Origin of the sequence: Sporosarcina sp. ACRSM (genome assembly GCF_022346545.1) — a bacterium.
Lineage (GTDB): Bacteria > Bacillota > Bacilli > Bacillales_A > Planococcaceae > Sporosarcina.
The window spans coordinates 225,844-242,716 of sequence record NZ_JAKRNU010000002.1 but is presented as its reverse complement, the minus strand read 5'-3'; the positions used below and the strand labels follow the sequence as shown (position 1 = coordinate 242,716).

The 16,873-nt window shown below is 40.5% G+C and carries 17 protein-coding genes; 15 read left to right on the top strand and 2 right to left on the bottom strand.

Going from position 1 to position 16,873, the window contains the following annotated elements; all coding sequences use genetic code 11:
- Window positions 1-99 precede the first annotated feature (99 nt).
- A complete protein-coding gene (gene helD, locus MHZ95_RS05015; RefSeq protein WP_239389429.1) occupies window positions 100-2,436 on the bottom strand; it encodes an RNA polymerase recycling motor HelD in 2,337 nt (778 codons plus the stop codon).
- A 229-nt stretch (window positions 2,437-2,665) separates the two neighbouring features.
- Here helD and MHZ95_RS20970 point away from each other — a divergent pair, with 229 nt between their 5' ends.
- The 12 genes from MHZ95_RS20970 (at window position 2,666) to MHZ95_RS04960 (ending at window position 13,257) form a co-directional block, all read left to right on the top strand.
- Window positions 2,666-2,710, top strand: coding sequence for an erythromycin resistance leader peptide (locus tag MHZ95_RS20970; RefSeq protein ID WP_156177705.1), 45 nt, complete (start codon window positions 2,666-2,668; stop codon window positions 2,708-2,710).
- Between the two features lie 330 nt (window positions 2,711-3,040).
- On the top strand, window positions 3,041-4,495 hold the full coding sequence (locus MHZ95_RS05010) for an Msr family ABC-F type ribosomal protection protein (protein ID WP_239389428.1): 1,455 nt from the start codon (window positions 3,041-3,043) through the stop codon (window positions 4,493-4,495).
- A gap of 300 nt (window positions 4,496-4,795) precedes the next feature.
- Window positions 4,796-6,052, top strand: a complete 1,257-nt coding sequence (locus MHZ95_RS05005) for a benzoate/H(+) symporter BenE family transporter (RefSeq protein ID WP_239389427.1) — start codon at window positions 4,796-4,798, stop codon at window positions 6,050-6,052.
- A gap of 189 nt (window positions 6,053-6,241) precedes the next feature.
- Complete coding sequence (locus tag MHZ95_RS05000) at window positions 6,242-6,577, top strand: ArsR/SmtB family transcription factor (protein WP_239389426.1); 336 nt, start codon at window positions 6,242-6,244, stop codon at window positions 6,575-6,577.
- A gap of 44 nt (window positions 6,578-6,621) precedes the next feature.
- Entirely contained in the window at window positions 6,622-7,563 is a 942-nt protein-coding gene (locus tag MHZ95_RS04995) for a cation diffusion facilitator family transporter (protein WP_239389425.1), read from the top strand.
- A gap of 270 nt (window positions 7,564-7,833) precedes the next feature.
- The gene (locus tag MHZ95_RS04990) at window positions 7,834-8,475 is read left to right on the top strand and encodes an NAD(P)/FAD-dependent oxidoreductase (protein WP_239389424.1); all 642 of its coding nucleotides are present in this window, start codon (window positions 7,834-7,836) and stop codon (window positions 8,473-8,475) included.
- Window positions 8,476-8,596: 121 nt separating this feature from the next.
- On the top strand, window positions 8,597-8,884 hold the full coding sequence (locus tag MHZ95_RS04985) for a metal-sensitive transcriptional regulator (protein WP_239389423.1): 288 nt from the start codon (window positions 8,597-8,599) through the stop codon (window positions 8,882-8,884).
- A gap of 80 nt (window positions 8,885-8,964) precedes the next feature.
- Entirely contained in the window at window positions 8,965-9,165 is a 201-nt protein-coding gene (gene copZ, locus MHZ95_RS04980) for a copper chaperone CopZ (protein WP_239389422.1), read from the top strand.
- 280 nt (window positions 9,166-9,445) lie between these two features.
- Window positions 9,446-9,652: a copper chaperone CopZ gene (gene copZ / locus MHZ95_RS04975; RefSeq protein WP_239389421.1), complete on the top strand. Its 207-nt coding sequence runs from the start codon at window positions 9,446-9,448 to the stop codon at window positions 9,650-9,652.
- Window positions 9,653-9,725: 73 nt separating this feature from the next.
- Window positions 9,726-12,143 (top strand): heavy metal translocating P-type ATPase, encoded by a 2,418-nt coding sequence (locus MHZ95_RS04970; protein ID WP_239389420.1) that lies wholly within the window; start codon window positions 9,726-9,728, stop codon window positions 12,141-12,143.
- A 166-nt stretch (window positions 12,144-12,309) separates the two neighbouring features.
- Window positions 12,310-12,558, top strand: coding sequence for a glutaredoxin family protein (locus MHZ95_RS04965; protein WP_239389419.1), 249 nt, complete (start codon window positions 12,310-12,312; stop codon window positions 12,556-12,558).
- A 135-nt stretch (window positions 12,559-12,693) separates the two neighbouring features.
- Complete coding sequence (locus MHZ95_RS04960) at window positions 12,694-13,257, top strand: beta-class carbonic anhydrase (protein ID WP_239389418.1); 564 nt, start codon at window positions 12,694-12,696, stop codon at window positions 13,255-13,257.
- A 323-nt stretch (window positions 13,258-13,580) separates the two neighbouring features.
- On the opposite strand, the gene MHZ95_RS04955 is transcribed toward MHZ95_RS04960, so the two are convergent.
- Window positions 13,581-14,132 carry a cysteine hydrolase family protein gene (locus MHZ95_RS04955; protein WP_239389417.1) on the bottom strand — a complete coding sequence of 184 codons (552 nt, stop codon included), beginning with the start codon at window positions 14,130-14,132 and terminating at the stop codon, window positions 13,581-13,583.
- 121 nt (window positions 14,133-14,253) lie between these two features.
- Between MHZ95_RS04955 and MHZ95_RS04950 the strand changes: the two genes are divergently transcribed.
- From MHZ95_RS04950 to MHZ95_RS04940, 3 genes are all read left to right on the top strand, one after another.
- On the top strand, window positions 14,254-14,697 hold the full coding sequence (locus tag MHZ95_RS04950) for an Lrp/AsnC family transcriptional regulator (RefSeq protein WP_239389416.1): 444 nt from the start codon (window positions 14,254-14,256) through the stop codon (window positions 14,695-14,697).
- A gap of 304 nt (window positions 14,698-15,001) precedes the next feature.
- Window positions 15,002-15,856: a polysaccharide deacetylase family protein gene (locus MHZ95_RS04945; RefSeq protein WP_239389415.1), complete on the top strand. Its 855-nt coding sequence runs from the start codon at window positions 15,002-15,004 to the stop codon at window positions 15,854-15,856.
- Window positions 15,857-15,906: 50 nt separating this feature from the next.
- Window positions 15,907-16,797, top strand: a complete 891-nt coding sequence (locus MHZ95_RS04940) for a carbon-nitrogen hydrolase family protein (RefSeq protein WP_239389567.1) — start codon at window positions 15,907-15,909, stop codon at window positions 16,795-16,797.
- Window positions 16,798-16,873: the final 76 nt, after the last annotated feature.

Genomic DNA, 16,873 nt, shown 5'->3' with positions numbered 1-16,873 from the left:
CGCCTTGGAATTCTTGTAGATACAATTGAAAGAATCGAAAAGCCGGCATTCTGTAAGTGTTAATTCACGACTTACAAAGTGCCGGCTGATTTTTTAAAATCAAGCTTGACTGAAATGATTCTGTGGAATGTTTCTCAATAATGGGGTCGGTTCACCGACACTGTACAGTTGCAATTCATGCATCGCTCTTGTACAAGCGGTGTAGAAAACTCTGCGTAGGCTTTCATCTCCGTATACATGCTCCGAAGCATCATAAATGAGGACCGCATCAAACTCAATGCCTTTAGATAAATAGGATGGTACGACGACCACTCCTTGCTCGTACTCCATTGAATTGCTTTTCAACAGTTTGATATCTGCGATGTCGGATAGGGCTTCATAAGCACGCCTACTTTCCTCGGCGGATTTACAGATGATTGCAATGCTATTGTAATTACGGTTTCGCAACTGGGCGACTTTAGTGATAATGCAACGATGCAGTTCTGCATGATTGCTCAACCTCTTCAATGCAGGCCGTTCGCCGTCGCGATTGAAGGGGATAATTTCTTTTCCGTTGGGGATGAGACTTCGTGTAAATTCGATGATTGGTTTAGTGGAGCGGTAACTTCGGGCTAGATTGATCACTTCCGTCTCAGCAGGCCCGTATAGATTGGTGAGCGTGCGAAAATCAATCATTTCGCTTGCATGAGCGAAGATTGCTTGATTGAAATCGCCTAGAACTGTCATCTTGGCTGCCGGAAACAAACGTTTCAAAAACTCGAATTGAAAAGGTGAATAGTCTTGCGCTTCATCAACAACGATATGTTTAATTGAACGATTCGTCTGAAAGCCTTGAATGAGTTCGTTCAACAGTAAAAATGGGGTAGCGTCTTCGTAAAATAATTTGCCTTCGTCCACCGTTTTCAACGTTGTTTCACAGATGATGGGCCACTCCTTTGGTATCTCGCCATCAATCCATTGTTGAATATACAGTGGGTCAGTAAAAAGTTGCTGATAGATTTCTTTGATGTCAATAAAATCAAATGCTCGGATCCATTGTCGTAAAGGCTTCAATTTCTGTAGAACAATCAATAGGGCAAGGGCTGCAGGCTCCATCTCGTAATCGGCAATCGCATCCCTTTTAAACCCTCGTTTTTTGGCTAAGTAAGCATGCGCTTGATCGTATTCCTCCTTGCTTAGTAATTCAATTTTTTCCTGTACCCACGGTTTCGCCCGTTCAACCTTTTGGATTTCCTTTAATTTCTCCAACAGCCATTCTTTTATCTTTTCAAGTCGATTATGAAAGCGGAGGGAAGGGGTGTAACTGTAAAATTTTTCGGCTATTTGTGCGGCAGTGACAATCGATTTTCCTCTGAAAATCATATCGCTGAATAGCATACCGGAGACCTCTAATGATTTACGATAGGCTTCCATCGCTTCGAAAAAGAGTGGCGATGCTTTGAAGCGGATGCTTGCCAGTCTTGAACTGTAAGAAGGGGATTGACTAGCCGATGAAACGTACTCCAATTGGTCGTAAGGATTTTCAACTTGAAACGCATGACCAAGTCGATGATTTATATACTCCTGGAAAGTGACTTGTTGCATATTTTCTTCACCGAGTTCCGGCAACACATTGGACACGTAACTGTTGAACAGCGTATTGGGTGAAAATAAAATAATTTGATCCGCATTTATATTGTCCCGATGTTTGTATAGCAAATAAGCAATCCGCTGGAGAGCGGCTGATGTTTTCCCACTGCCCGCCGCACCATGAACAATTAGAAGTCTGCCTTGTTCGTGGCGGATGATCCGGTTTTGATCTTGTTGAATGGTGGCTACGATATTATGCATATGTTTGTCGGTGCCTTTACCCAATACTTGCTGTAAAATCTCATCTCCAATTGTGAGACTCGTATCGAACATCGATTGCAGAACGCCGTTGCGGATGAGGTACTGCCATTTTTTCTCCAATCTGCCTTGGATGACACCGCCAGGCGTGGCATATTGAGCAAAACCGGGTTGGTAATCATAGTAGACCGTCGAAATCGGTGCTCGCCAATCATAGATCAGGAAATCTTCGCCACTGTCATTTGTCAGTGTAGCGATGCCAATATAAATGGTTTCTTCAGTGGAAGTACCATCTTCGATAAAATCGATCCGACCGAAGTAAGGGGACTCTTTCATACGGCGTAGCGTGGACAATCGTTTGGATGCATGCCGATGTGTACCTTGGCTTACAGAGAGTGCCTGCGCCTCTTGTCTTAATCCAATGATGGTTTCAAGATAATCGTCAAAGGTTTCCACATTCACCTTAACCTCATCCCAGAAATGTTTGCGAATTTGAACTACTTCATTGCGCTGTCGGGTAGTATCTGTTTCCAACTTGCTAATTTGTTCTTGAATAATCTCCATTACATCGTTTACTCGCTCTTGCTCTTGTTGAAATTTTGATTCCATAGCAAACACTCCTTAAAAAAATGATGAAAAGGGTTGACTAACAGATAGATTACATCGTATAATTAAAATAAGGGGATATACAAAATAATTTATACAATATGTCTATCTATATAAATTTATCATAAGATGTGCTTCTTTTCAATAGAGAGAGCACTTTTTAACTTGCCGTTCTATTGGTGATTTGATTTCTGAAAATGAGTTTTTGAATATCAAGGAGGATTATTAAAAAATGACACACAGTATGCGACTTCGTTTCCCAACTTTGAACCGATAACTGAATACGTTCAAAGGCTCTGTCTGTATAGAAAGAGTAAACGGGATAAGTTTGTCCTTTTTTAATAATCTTCACATTAGAACCACTCTTTTGGGTTTAGTAAAAGATTGGTTTGTTTGATGATCGTAATACAGGTTTAACCCAACTCAAATAGAATGGGTCATTTTCCATTTACTCTAAAACACAGGCAGATAGCTTGTGTTTTTTGTTTTGGAATCGGAGGGATTTTTATGATGATGTTATTGTTCTATTGATACGAGCTGAATGATAGAAAAGCTCGTATCGATCCTAGCTATCGATACGAAATCACAAATTTCGGAGGTAGCGAATATGGAACAAATTTGTTTTGAAATAGAAAATATAGAAATGACATACTTGGATAGAGAACTATTGAAGATTAACCGATTAACTGTCCATCAGTTCGATCGCATCGGTATTGTCGGAAGAAATGGCGCAGGTAAAAGTACATTGTTGAAGTTACTTGCCGGCAAGATTCAACCGACTCGCGGAAAAGTGACACGCCATGTAGAGAGCGGCTATTTTGAGCAACTTGAATTGCCTTCTGTTGCAGAAGCGGACCCCGCATTGCTTGGGAGATTGGCTGTACCGCAATATTTCGAGGGGATGAGCGGTGGGGAGCAAACAAGATTAAAGCTTGCACAATTGTTTGCACATTATTATGGAGCATTGCTCATCGACGAGCCGACAACACATTTGGATCAAGAAGGTATTTCGTTTTTACTTGATGAACTGCGTTATTATTACGGCGCGCTCGTGTTAATTAGCCATGATCGGGCTGTTTTAGACGAACTGGTCAACACGATATGGGAAGTCGGTGATGGTGAAGTGCATGTCTACACGGGAAATTATAGCGATTACCATGCACAAAAACAGCTCGAACGTGAACAGCAAAGCCATGCGCATGAACAATTCGTCAAAGAGAAGAGCCGCCTGGAAAAAGCGGCGCAAGATAAAATGAAAAAGGCCGAAAAGATTGCACAAGCGGCAAGCATGTCAAAAAAAGAAGTCAAGTCGAAGCCTAATCGGATGATTGAGACGAAATCGAAAGGCACCAGTCAAAAAGCGATTCATCGTGCAGCTAAAGCAATTGAACAGCGGCTGGGAAAACTTGAAGAAATCGAAGCTGTTCAGGAAGAGAAGCCAATTATCTTCCGTCAATCGAAAACATTGACCTTGCACAACAAATTTCCAATTATGGCAGAACAGCTTACGCTTCAAGTTTCACATCACGTACTATTGGATAACGTGAATTTCCAACTGCCACTTGGTAAAAAAATTGCGATTACAGGTGCTAACGGTGTGGGGAAAAGTACATTGCTTCACCATATTGCAAACAAAGGTGAGGGATTGACGATTTCGCCAAAAGCGAAAATCGGCTACTTCCGGCAAATGAGCTATCGATTTACAACGGATGAAACCGTGCTGGACTTCCTTAAAAATCGATCAGACTATGATGAAGGATTTTTACGAAGTGTGTTGCATGCGATGCAATTTGCCGGAACCGATCTGCAAAAAAGCGTGAAGTCATTGAGCGGCGGAGAAGCGATACGCCTGCAACTATGTCAGCTATTCTTAGGTGACTATAATATTTTATTGCTGGACGAACCGACCAACTTTTTAGATCTTCATGCAATCAAAGCATTAGAACGATTTATCGTTGGCTATGAAGGAACGATTCTATTTGTTTCTCATGATCAAGTGTTCATAAAAGCTGTCGCGGACTTACGCTTTCAGATTCAAGCGAAAAAATTAGATCAAGTATGATGTCACGTATAAGTCGCCGAAACCAGCGTTCGAATTAAAAAATAAGCGTGCCTTCCTAGTTCGCATGGCAAATAGGGGCTGTCTGATAAGTCCTCAAAATAAATCGGGTGGAGAAAAAGGATACGTTTTTCTCCACCTGGTTTTGTACCTACAGAGATGCTTCAATGGATAACTCGTACCAGTTCTTCATACAACTCCGACTCAATTTTGAAAACAGTTCCGGGTGTTGTATGCGCAATATTGGGAATATTGTTGTATAGTACTAGGAGAAGGGGTCATTGAATAAGGGGGATTGCTGGAATGAAAGAAAATACGAGACTGACAAGCATTAAAGATTTACGTCAGCATCTCGATGTACATACGGTCAGCGCGGGATTAGTTGCGGCAATCTTTGGGTGTACAGGTCCTGCTTTGATCATCATTGGGGGCGCAACAAGCGGTGGATTGTCGTATGTGGAGACGATTAGTTGGATATTTGCCGTTTATTTTTTTAGTGGATTACTTGGCCTATTTTTATCATTCAAGTACCGTCAACCGATCGCGGGTGCACATTCTATTGCCGGAGCAGTTTTAGTGGCCGGTGCTTTGACGCATTTTTCATTACAAGAAGCAATCGGGGCTTATTTAGTTGCCCATCTCCTTGTCATTTTGCTAGGTGCGTCCGGCTTAATCGACAAAGTGATGCAGTGGATCCCGGTTCCGATTGTCATGGGTATGATTGTTGGTGTGATGATTCGTTTTTCGACGGAAATGATTACATCCGTTACGATTTCGCCTGTGCTGGCAGGTTCTGCGATCCTCGCTTTTTTATTCTCTACACGTTTTTTGAAAAAAGTTCCACCTGTTTTATCTGCTTTGCTCATCGCGGTTCTGTTGGCCATCTTGATGAATGAATTTCAAATTCAAGACACGCAGCATGCATGGATCCTTCCACAACTGATTGTACCGACATTTAGTTTTGATGCCATTGTATCGATTGGAATTCCGCTTGCGTTATTGATCATCTGCACCGAAAATGCCCAAGCATCCGGTGTGTTAATGGCTCAAGGATACAAGCCGCCAAATAATGCGATGGCGATGTACGGTTCCATTGTTGGCCTGATTGCTTCGTTTTTCGGTGCACATGCCATTAATATTGCTGGACCGATGACGGCAATCTGTTCCGCGGAAGAGGTAGGGAAAAAAGAAAGTCGGTATGCTGCTGCAGTTGTAAGCGGAGGATTATTTTCGACTTTTGGCTTGCTTGCGGCAATCGTCGTTCCGCTTGTCATTGCGATGCCTGGTGTAATTGTGAGTGTCATTGCTGGACTTGCCATGCTTGGTGTTCTTATAAATTCCCTCAAAACGGCTTTTTCGGACAACCAATTTCAAATGGGCGCTTTTTTTGCTTTAATTATTGGGATGTCAGGTGTGACTTTCTTCAATATCAGTGCACCTTTATGGGCCATTGTTGGAAGCTTATTCGTTTCTTTTGTGGTGGAAAAAGAACATTTTGTCCGAAGAGCAAAAGTGGAGAAAGCAAAGAATCCAAAAATAATAGAAGCAACAGAAAAATAAGGAAGATTCTACTGGTGGTTGAGGTAGACAATGAAAGCGGCTATTCATAGGATAGCTCGCTTATTTTTGTATCAAAAAACAAATTGGCAAAGGCATTCGGTTTGACATTCACCAAATCAGGTAATACATTAAATATGAACATATACTCATATAAGCATATATAATAGATAAATGGAGGTGGAAAAGCAAATGAATGAAGGCAGTCAAAATGAAGAGACGTCTGTTGGAAACACGCAAGATTTAGATGAAGAAACGTTATTTGTTGTATCCCAAACCTTTAAAGCACTTGGCGATCCAACAAGAATCCGTATTTTAAACCTATTATGCAAGCAGGAACATTCCGTGAATGATATTGCAAATACTTTAGGTTTGAGCCAATCGACTGTATCCCATCAGTTGCGTTTCTTGAAAAATTTACGATTAGTTAAATTTAGAAGGGAAGGGACAACGATCTATTATTCAGAAGATGATCACCACATTATGAATTTATTAAAGCAGGCAATTGAGCACGCAACACATAATTAGGAAATTCCCTTTTTACAAGTACTGACAATTGAGGAGGAACTTTAATGGGGCATGAACACGACCATACACATGGCGCAAATAAAAAAGTGTTATTTATATCTTTTTTCATCATTGCAACTTACATGATTATAGAAGTGATAGGGGGCTACTTAACAAATAGCCTTGCTCTTCTAGCAGATGCCGGCCATATGCTAAGTGACGCACTTTCATTGGCGATTGCGTTAATCGCATTTAAATTAGGCGAAAAGGTAGCGAGTGAAAGTAAGACATTTGGCTATAAACGATTTGAAATCTTGGCAGCTGTCCTAAATGGTGTAACGTTAATCATCATTGCTTTGTTCATTTTTTATGAAGCAATCGAACGTTTTGCAAATCCACCCGAAGTGGCAACTACAGGAATGTTGATTGTCAGCGGTATTGGCTTGGCCGTTAATATTCTTGTTGCGTGGATAATGATGCGCGGTGGGGATGTAGAAGAGAACTTGAATATGCGAGGGGCATACCTACATGTAATCAGCGATATGCTTGGTTCTGTCGGTGCCATTGTCGCTGCACTGCTGATCATGTTCTTTGGTTGGGGCTGGGCTGATCCGTTGGCAAGTGTTCTCGTAGCTGCGCTCGTTTTACGGAGTGGCTACTATGTGTCGAAATCAGCTCTACATGTACTGATGGAAGGTACACCGCAAAATGTAGATTTGAACGATGTGATTCAAACGATTGAAAAAACAAAAGGGATTCAAAGCGTTCATGATTTACATGTTTGGTCGATTACGAGTGGCTTAAATGCGCTTTCTTGCCATGCTGTAGTAGATGATGAAATTTCAATTGCAGAAAGCCAAAAATTGCTCCATAAAATCGAACATGATCTTGGCCATAAGGGTATTCATCATGTGACGATCCAATTAGAATCATCTGCACATAAGCATGACAATTCGATTCTATGTAAAGTGAAAGCTGAATCATCCGGCCACCATCATCATCATTAAAACAAAGGTTGAGGTTCAAGGCATCAGTCTTAAAAAAATAGGAAATAAAAGAAAACTCTTTGAATACCATAGAAGGGTATGGTAAAATTCTTTTTAAGTAGATAAAAGGAAAGTAAATCTGTTTTACGACCATCATGGGGGAATATAATTATTCCTTTAAGGATGGTTATTATTTTCGAAATCTACATACCCTATACATGTATATGGTAATGGAAGACTGTCGACGGAATAAGGTAGCGAATTGTATATATAGAAAGGATGTGTACTTGTATGGAGCAACAAGAAAAAATGGTTAAATTAGCTGTGAACGGCGGCATATCATTTGGCTCAAAATTGAATGCCAAACAGCTTGTTGTCATTGCGGAATATATGAAAGAAGGGGATGAACTCGAGTTAACGACGTTTCAACAACTGTATGTCGAGGTGCTTGAGTCTGATCTTGAGTTCGTTCAAAAAAAATTCGAAGCGGTCGGTTTATCATGCTATCCAGTAGGAAACTTTGTGAAGAGTTTAAGGACCTGCAACTTTTGTAAAGGTGCAGAGCAAGAGGGAATGCCTGTTGCGATTGAACTTAATCATCGAATCGCTGGAAAAGCAGTCCCGGTAACACTTCGACCCGCTTATACAGGGTGCCCGATTGGATGCGGCGAACCACTCGTCAATGATATCGGTGTCATGAAAATGAAAAATGGGTATAACTTGTATGTGGGGGGCAAGGCAAAAGGATTGGACGCACAAGCAGGTACAATCGTCATGGAGCAGGTACAGCCTGAGCAGTTGTATGAAGCTGTTGATAAAATCATTGCCACTTATGCTGAACATGGGAAAAAAAGAGAGAATTTCTTTAAATTCGTGAACCGCTATGGTGTAGAAAGTTTGAAAAGTCAACTTGCAGACAACACATTTGAATAAGAGTAGGGGTATCCTTCCACCTCGATGTTCATTTACTTAGGCGCCATAATTATTGACCTGTTGAGAAGAAATTGTTAATATAGGGGTATGGGGTATCTAAGAACTTTGAGAGGTGAAAGATATGTCAGAAACACCAAAAACAACTGTCCAGCCAAACAAGCAACAGCTTCTTAATCGATTAAAACGCGTTGAAGGTCAAGTGAGAGGAGTTCATCAAATGGTTGAAAATGACCGTTATTGTGTAGATATTCTACATCAAATTAGCGCCATCCAATCCGCGATGAACAAAGTTTCTTTAGCATTGCTAGAAGATCATACACATCATTGTGTAGTGAACGCGATTAAAGGGCAAGATGGTGAGGCGGCAATCAAAGAGTTGATGGATGTCATGAAAACAATGACAAAATAAAAATAGCAACACTTTCAATTTGACATACTACTACGGGGTATGGTAAATTGACACTAACAATAGAACAGGAGGCGTTTTATATGAAAGAAATCTTAAAAGTCGAAGGTATGTCATGCAACCACTGTGTGAATGCAATCGAAACGAATGTCGGGGAACTTGCAGGTGTTTCTGCAGTTAAAGTAGACCTGAACAATAATGAAGTTGCAGTGGAATACGACAATACAGCGACACTAGCTAAAATCAAAGCAACAATTGAAGATCAAGGCTATGATCTTGTCTGAAATGTAAATAGGAACTTCCGCTCCCGACGCGCGGGGGATAAAACTGTAAATGTGATTGTACCTATAGGTATAATCTTTCTTTTTCAAAGTTATATACCCCCAATGCGTATGGAGAGGCAAATGGCAACAACGGAAGGGCCATTACAAATTACGGGTATCAGTTGTTCAGCTTTTGTGAATACGAAATCGATTTGGATTATATTAAAAATATTTTTTTGATTTTAATATACCCCTATAGTGTATACAGGGCTAAAAAAACATAATTAAAGGAGAAGAAAACATGGGAAATTTGACTTTAAACATACAGGGTATGTCATGTGGGCATTGTGTGAGCGCAATTGAGACTAGCGTTGGTGATTTAGCGGGTGTTAGCCGAGTAAAGGTAAAATTAGACGATGCCCAAGTGGAAGTGTCATTCAATGAATCGCAAGTATCGCTTGATACGATTAAAGAAACGATTGAAGACCAAGGATATGAAGTAGGATAAGAGTGCTTCCAAAGCACTCTCTAATTTTCAATTCAATATACCTCATATAGGTATGGAAGAGGTGGAAAGCATCATGAGTACAGAAGTGAAAGAAGCGAGTATCCAAATTACAGGGATGACTTGTGCAGCGTGTGCGACACGTATCGAAAAAGGGTTGAACAAAATGGAAGGTGTCGAGCAAGCAAACGTCAACTTAGCGCTCGAAAAGTCATCGATCAAGTATGATCCGTCAAAACTGAGTGAAGCAGATTTTGAAAAGAAAATCGAAGCACTCGGCTATGGTGTTGTGAAACAAAAAGCGGCATTTGATATTACCGGAATGACTTGTGCGGCGTGTGCGACACGTATTGAAAAAGGATTAAACAAAATGGAAGGTATTGCTTCCGCGAACGTCAATTTGGCGCTTGAAAAAGCGACCATCGAATTTAATCCGTCAGAAGTGACGATTGCAGATATTATTGCGAAAGTGGAGAAGCTTGGTTACCATGCACACCAAAAGCAAGATAATAAAGCGCAGGTAGACCACCGTGAAAAAGCCATTCAAGACCAGAAACGTAAATTTATTATTTCAGTCATTTTATCGTTGCCTTTATTATGGACGATGGTAGGGCATTTTTCATTTACATCTTTCCTGTACTTGCCGGCTATTTTAATGAATCCGTGGGTACAAATGGTACTTGCAGCACCCGTGCAATTTATCATTGGAAAACAGTTTTACGTCGGAGCTTATAAATCATTACGGAATGGCAGTGCCAATATGGACGTACTTGTTGCCATGGGTACATCCGCCGCATACTTCTATAGTGTGTATCAGGCGATTGTCACGGCTGGTACCGAACATGCGCCGCACCTTTATTTTGAAACGAGTGCGGTACTCATTACACTCATTGTGTTAGGGAAGTATTTTGAAGCGAAAGCCAAAGGACGTTCATCAGAAGCGATTAAAAAATTAATGGGCTTACAAGCGAAAACCGCGACTGTTGTGCGTGATGGTGTAGAAAAAGAAATTCCATTGGAAGAAGTCATGATCGGGGACACCATTTTAGTGAAGCCGGGCGAAAAGATACCGGTTGATGGGGAAGTACTGGAAGGTCATACCGCGGTTGATGAATCGATGTTAACAGGGGAAAGTCTCCCGATCGATAAAAAGCAAGGTGACGCTTTATTCGGTTCAACGATCAATAAAAATGGTTTTATTCAAATGAAAGCGACGAAAGTTGGACGCGATACTGCACTAGCGCAAATTATTAAAGTTGTTGAAGATGCGCAAGGTTCCAAAGCGGAAATCCAGCGACTAGCGGACAAAATTTCAGGTGTTTTCGTGCCAATCGTTGTAGGGATTGCGATCATCTCATTCCTCGTGTGGATTTTAATGGTTCAACCTGGCGAAGTAACACCCGCATTGGAAGTTTTTATTACGATACTGGTCATTGCATGTCCATGTGCGCTCGGTCTTGCAACGCCGACGTCCATTATGGCAGGCTCAGGTCGTTCAGCTGAATTCGGTATTTTGTTCAAAAGCGGCGAACACTTGGAGCAGACCCAAAGTATTGACACGGTTGTAGTGGATAAAACAGGGACTGTCACACACGGTAAACCTGTATTAACAGATGTTGTGCTAGCATCTGATCAAGAAGAAGGAAAATTCCTATCCTTAATCGGTGCGGCGGAGAAACAATCGGAACACCCATTAGCGGAAGCAATCGTGCAAGGCATTCAAGAGAAAGGCATCGAACTTGGTAACGTCCAATTTTTCGAAGCAATCCCGGGTTATGGTGTGCAGGCAACCGTTTCGGGTCAAGCTGTTGTCATAGGTACACGTAAATTGATGCAGCAATATGGCATCGACATCCAATCGGTTCTTCCAACGATGGAAAAATTAGAGAGTGATGGGAAAACGGCAATGTTAGCTGCTATTAATGGACAATACGCGGGGCTAGTTGCCGTAGCAGATACGATTAAAGATACATCTCGGGAAGCTGTACGCCGCTTACAAGAAATGGGCATCAAAGTCATCATGATGACAGGTGATAATGAGCGAACAGCGCAAGCGATCGGGAAAGAGGTAGGCATTGACGCTGTCATTGCGGAAGTTCTTCCTGAAGGGAAAGCGGAAGAAGTGAAAAAGATCCAGCAACAAGGTAAAAAAGTTGCGATGGTCGGTGACGGTATTAATGATGCACCTGCACTCGCCACAGCTGATATTGGAATGGCCATAGGTACAGGAACAGATGTAGCGATGGAAGCCGCCGATGTGACACTTATTCGTGGGGATTTAAACAGTATTGCCGATGCGATCATTATGAGTCGTAAAACAATGCGCAACATTAAACAAAACTTATTCTGGGCATTTGGCTACAATACGCTCGGGATTCCAATCGCAGCGCTCGGTTTACTCGCTCCTTGGGTGGCAGGTGCGGCGATGGCATTCAGTTCCGTATCAGTTGTCCTAAACGCATTACGTTTACAAAGAGTTAAATTAGAAAGGTAAATAACTAACACAATACTTTCGGATTTCACATTAGAAAGCCCCAGTTTAGTGCTGGGGCTTATTTATGCGAAGGGCATTCTTGCCTTGTGCATATAACTACAATAAACGGTACGGGATATGTATAATCAACCATTGGATGAAGGGAAATTGGAAAAGAGGCTATGAAATGAAGCATAACATAACGGTTTATACAACTACACTATGTCCTGTATGCCGAATGGTGAAAGACTTTCTCAATGATTCGGATATACCCTTTAAAGAAATCAATGTAGATATTCGGCCAGTTACCATGATAAAACTTATCGGGAAAACAAAGAAACTCACAGTACCACAAACAAATATAAACGGAGAATGGATATCCGGTTTTGACCCCATCCGTATACTGAATGCAATGAGTGTGGAAAATGATATTTAACTAAAACTGTTTGACAATTCGTTCATTTCGAAGTTATTCTTATTTAGAAGTCGTCATAAAAGAATTTGAAAAACGAATCAGTTAAAATTGAAATATGCTGAAAGCAGCTACATACGAAGTGAGGAGAGGTTTTATATGATGATTGATACTGTTTTGGAATATAATGAGCAATTCGTTAAAGACCGAAAATATGAGGAGTTTCGTACAACCAAATTCCCGAACAAAAAAATGGTGATTGTCACCTGTATGGATACAAGATTAATTGAGCTTTTACCCCAGTCTATGAATTTACGTAATGGGGATGCTAAAATCATCAAAAATGCGGGTGGTGTTATTTCCCATCCATTTGGTAGTGCTATGAGAAGTATTCTAGTGGCATTGTATGAACTACAAGCAAGCGAAGTTTGTGTAATCATGCATCATGGGTGTGGCATGAACAATATAAATTCAGTTGAAACGATTAAGAAGATGCAAGAAGGCGGAGTTTCTAAAGAAACATTTGACACATTGGAGTTTGCCGGCATTGATATTAAGAATTGGCTCGCAGGTTTTGAAAATGTAGAAGATAGCGTTCGTAATAGCGTGAATATGATTAAGAAACATCCCCTTCTCCCAATTGGTACACCTGTCCATGGCTTAGTGATTGACCCGGAAACAGGTAAATTAGATGTGGTAGTAAAGGACGATGTTACTGTATAATCACATTAAAAAAGGAATTAGCATTATCCGGCTATTATCCGATATTGTATCCGAATAACGAGATAAGTAAAAGGCATTTGAGAATAAGCTCGTTCCCAAATGCCTTTTACTTTAACTTGACTCAGCAGAAGACTTCCACTTCCATAAGGGGCGGGATGAATGCCGGAAAGCGTTTCAATCAGAGGGAGTTCAAACTCCCTGCTGATTCAAGTTAAGCCTCCGGCGGATGTCACAGATTTTGAAAGGAGTTAATTGCGCAAGCGCAATTCAAAATCTGGACGCAATCACGCCGAGGCGTGATTGATTTGCTGTTTAACACTGTGTTAGTTTTGTTGCAGGAAATCTGCAGTCGATTTTACATCGCAATACATACTTCCAACAGCGCTGACAAATGCAACATGGACTTGTTCAGCTGGAACGGTTTTACCTTCATAAGCCATGTCGCGCGTAGCACATGCATCTTCGATAAGTGTCGTTTCAAAGCCTAAATCTACAGACGCTCTGACAGTTGCATCGATACACATATGCGTCATCATGCCTACGACGACTACTTTGGTTACGCCATTCTCTCTTAATTTGCTTTCCAAATCAGTTTTTAAATAGCTGTTAGGGAAGTTTTTGACGATTAGGTGTTCGTTTTCCAAAGGTTGAACTGTTTCATGTATTTCAGCACCCTCTGTATCCGGAAGGAAGAAGCCCAATGATGGATCAGCTGCGATATGCTGAACGTGAAAAATGTTCTCATTTTTGTTCTTTCTAAAATGTTCAAGTACTTTAGCAGCATTCGCAGCTGCTTGGTCTGGATTCACTAATTCCATTCTTCCGTTTTGGAAATAGTCGTTTTGAATATCTACAATAATTAGAGCTGTGCTCATAATTCTCCACCTCGTTTAAAGTATTTTGCTACATTACAATCATATACCGTATGTGGTATTTTATCGATAAGTTGATGAAACACTTTCAGATAAAACAGTTTCACGGTGAAAGGAATGTATTATGGAACTTGATAATGTTGATTTTCAAATACTTCGGTTGCTTTCCGAAAATTCGCGCATACAATGGAAAGACTTAGGTGAACAAATTCATATGACGGGACAGGCGGTAGGAAATCGTATAAAAAAACTTGAGGATAACGGTGTCATTAAAGCCTATTCTCTAATCGTCGATGAAATGAAATTAGGACTTTCCTATACAGCGTTTATCATCATTTATATGAAAACAGCAAACCATGATTCGTTTATACGGTTAATGAATGATCGAAATGAGGTAGTGGAAGTTCATCGTGTATCGGGAGAAGGCTGTTATCATCTAAAAATAATAGTTGATTCTCAAGAGCAATTGAATCTTTTTCTGGATAAAATACTCGAATATGGGAATTATACTGTACATTTATCGATAAAAGAGATTAAAAAACGCAATCCATTATCTACCACTCTATGATAGAGATCCTTTATGCTTAGGAAATACTTATAAAAGGTAACCGTCTAAACAGATTAAACGTTTAAATGGTTACTTTTTTATTTGACTTCCTTATAGCATTGAAAAATTCCACCCGTATATAATTTTTAGAGTATTCAAATGTCCGAAGATTATTTAAAGTTAAGTTATATAAATCAGATTGACTTTTTTGACATTATTATTCGTCACTACTTTCGTAAAACGGCAAAATGTTGTCGTGTTTGTTGAGAATATGAATTGATTTATATATGTACTAAAATTGAATACTATTTTAGGGGGAATAGAAATGCAGAAAAGTGGAAAAGTCAGACTTCCAAAAGGGAAAACGGTTGCAGTAAATATTGGTTTCGATTTCGATGCACAATCAATTTGGGATGGCTCATTCAATCTAACATCTCCTGCTTACATGGCTAGAGGCGAGTTTGGAGCAGAAGTTGCTGCACCTCGATTGCTGAAACTAACCGAAAAGTATGATATCAAAACAACATGGTGTATTCCCGGACATACAGTGGATACGTTTACAGACATCTGTAAAGAAGTTGTAGCGGCCGGACATGAAGTGGCTCACCACGGGTATGTACATGAAAATCCGACAAATATGACCTATGAGGAAGAAGAAAGAGTCATGCAAATGGGACTTGAATCCCTTGCCAAAATTGGCGTGAAACCACGCGGATATCGCTCACCGTATTGGGATTTTAGCCCAAACACACTTACTATTCTTGAAAAATACGGATTTAAATATGATAGTAGCTTAATGGGCAATGATCTTCATCCGTATCGACCTCGCCCAGTTGAAGTTCATTCAGATCGAGCGAATGTATTCGGACCACCTTCCAGCATTTTAGAAATACCCGTTTCTTGGTATTTGGATGATTTTCCACAGATGGAGTATATTACTGGAGGACAAGAAGGGATGAGACCAGTAGAGGATATTTTTAATCGCTGGGCTTCCATTTTTGATTATGCCCGTAATAATGAGGAAGGCGCATGTTATGTGTTAACAACGCATCCTCAAACAATTGGTCGTGCACATACGATTCAAATGTTGGAAAAGTTAATTCAGTACATGGAAGCGAATGGCGCATGGTTTGCAACACTAGGTGAAATCTATGACGCTTATGAAGAATCTGACGAGTAAGTCGGATACGGGAAAGATAATACTATGTGGGAGGAATTCAATTGAAAAAAGTGAAAATAACGGCTTGTCAATTTCGTGTAGAAAAAGTATCTTCATTTGAAGTATTTCAAAGACAGGTGGAAGAACTAATTAGTCAAGTGCCAACAGACTCGGATTATGTTCTTTTCCCTGAATTATTCACGGTCGGTTTATTGGCGAGTTTTCCGGACGCAGATTCATTGACTGCTACTGATTTGACAAAAATCGATGAATATACACCACAATATATAGAACTCTTTAGTAATATTGCGAAAGAACGGAAACAGGTTATTCTTGCAGGTTCACATATAGTGGGTAGGGAGGATAAATACTTCAATATTGCTTATATTTTTGATAAAGACGGAACATACGTCGAACACAAAAAAACGCATATTTTTCCTGCGGAATCCAATTGGGAAACGGCTGAAGGCGACAGTCTAGAAGTATATTCTATCGGTCCAGCCAAAATCGGGTTAGCGGTTTGTTATGAATCTGAAATACCGGAAATTTCAAGGATACTCAGTGTAAAGGGAGCCGAAATTATCTTTGCCCCTTCATACACGTTCACTGAAGCCGGATTTTGGCGTGTACGTCATTGTGCACAGGCTAGAGCTATTGAAAATCAGGTGTACGTTGTTCATTGTCCTACTGTTGGTGATCCTGGAGAACCTCTTCCAAAGGGATACGGCCGCTCGTCCATTCTAAGTCCATGTGATCTCGCTTGGTCACCAAACGGTGTTGTAGCGGAATCGGAAACAAATACACACACCGTCGTAACCGGAGTTGTAGATATTGATGAAATTTATGAAAATCGAAAAACCGGTGCTGCAACAACTTTTTATGATCGAACACGTCGTGAGGATGTTTACACGAAATATGAGCCTTATAAATCGATGCATGAAAGAAGTCTTTTAACAAAATAAATTTGTAAGCGCTTATAAATATCGAATCAAGTCCATTGAGGTAACCCGTTCTTAGGTAGGCGAGATAAGTGTGGTG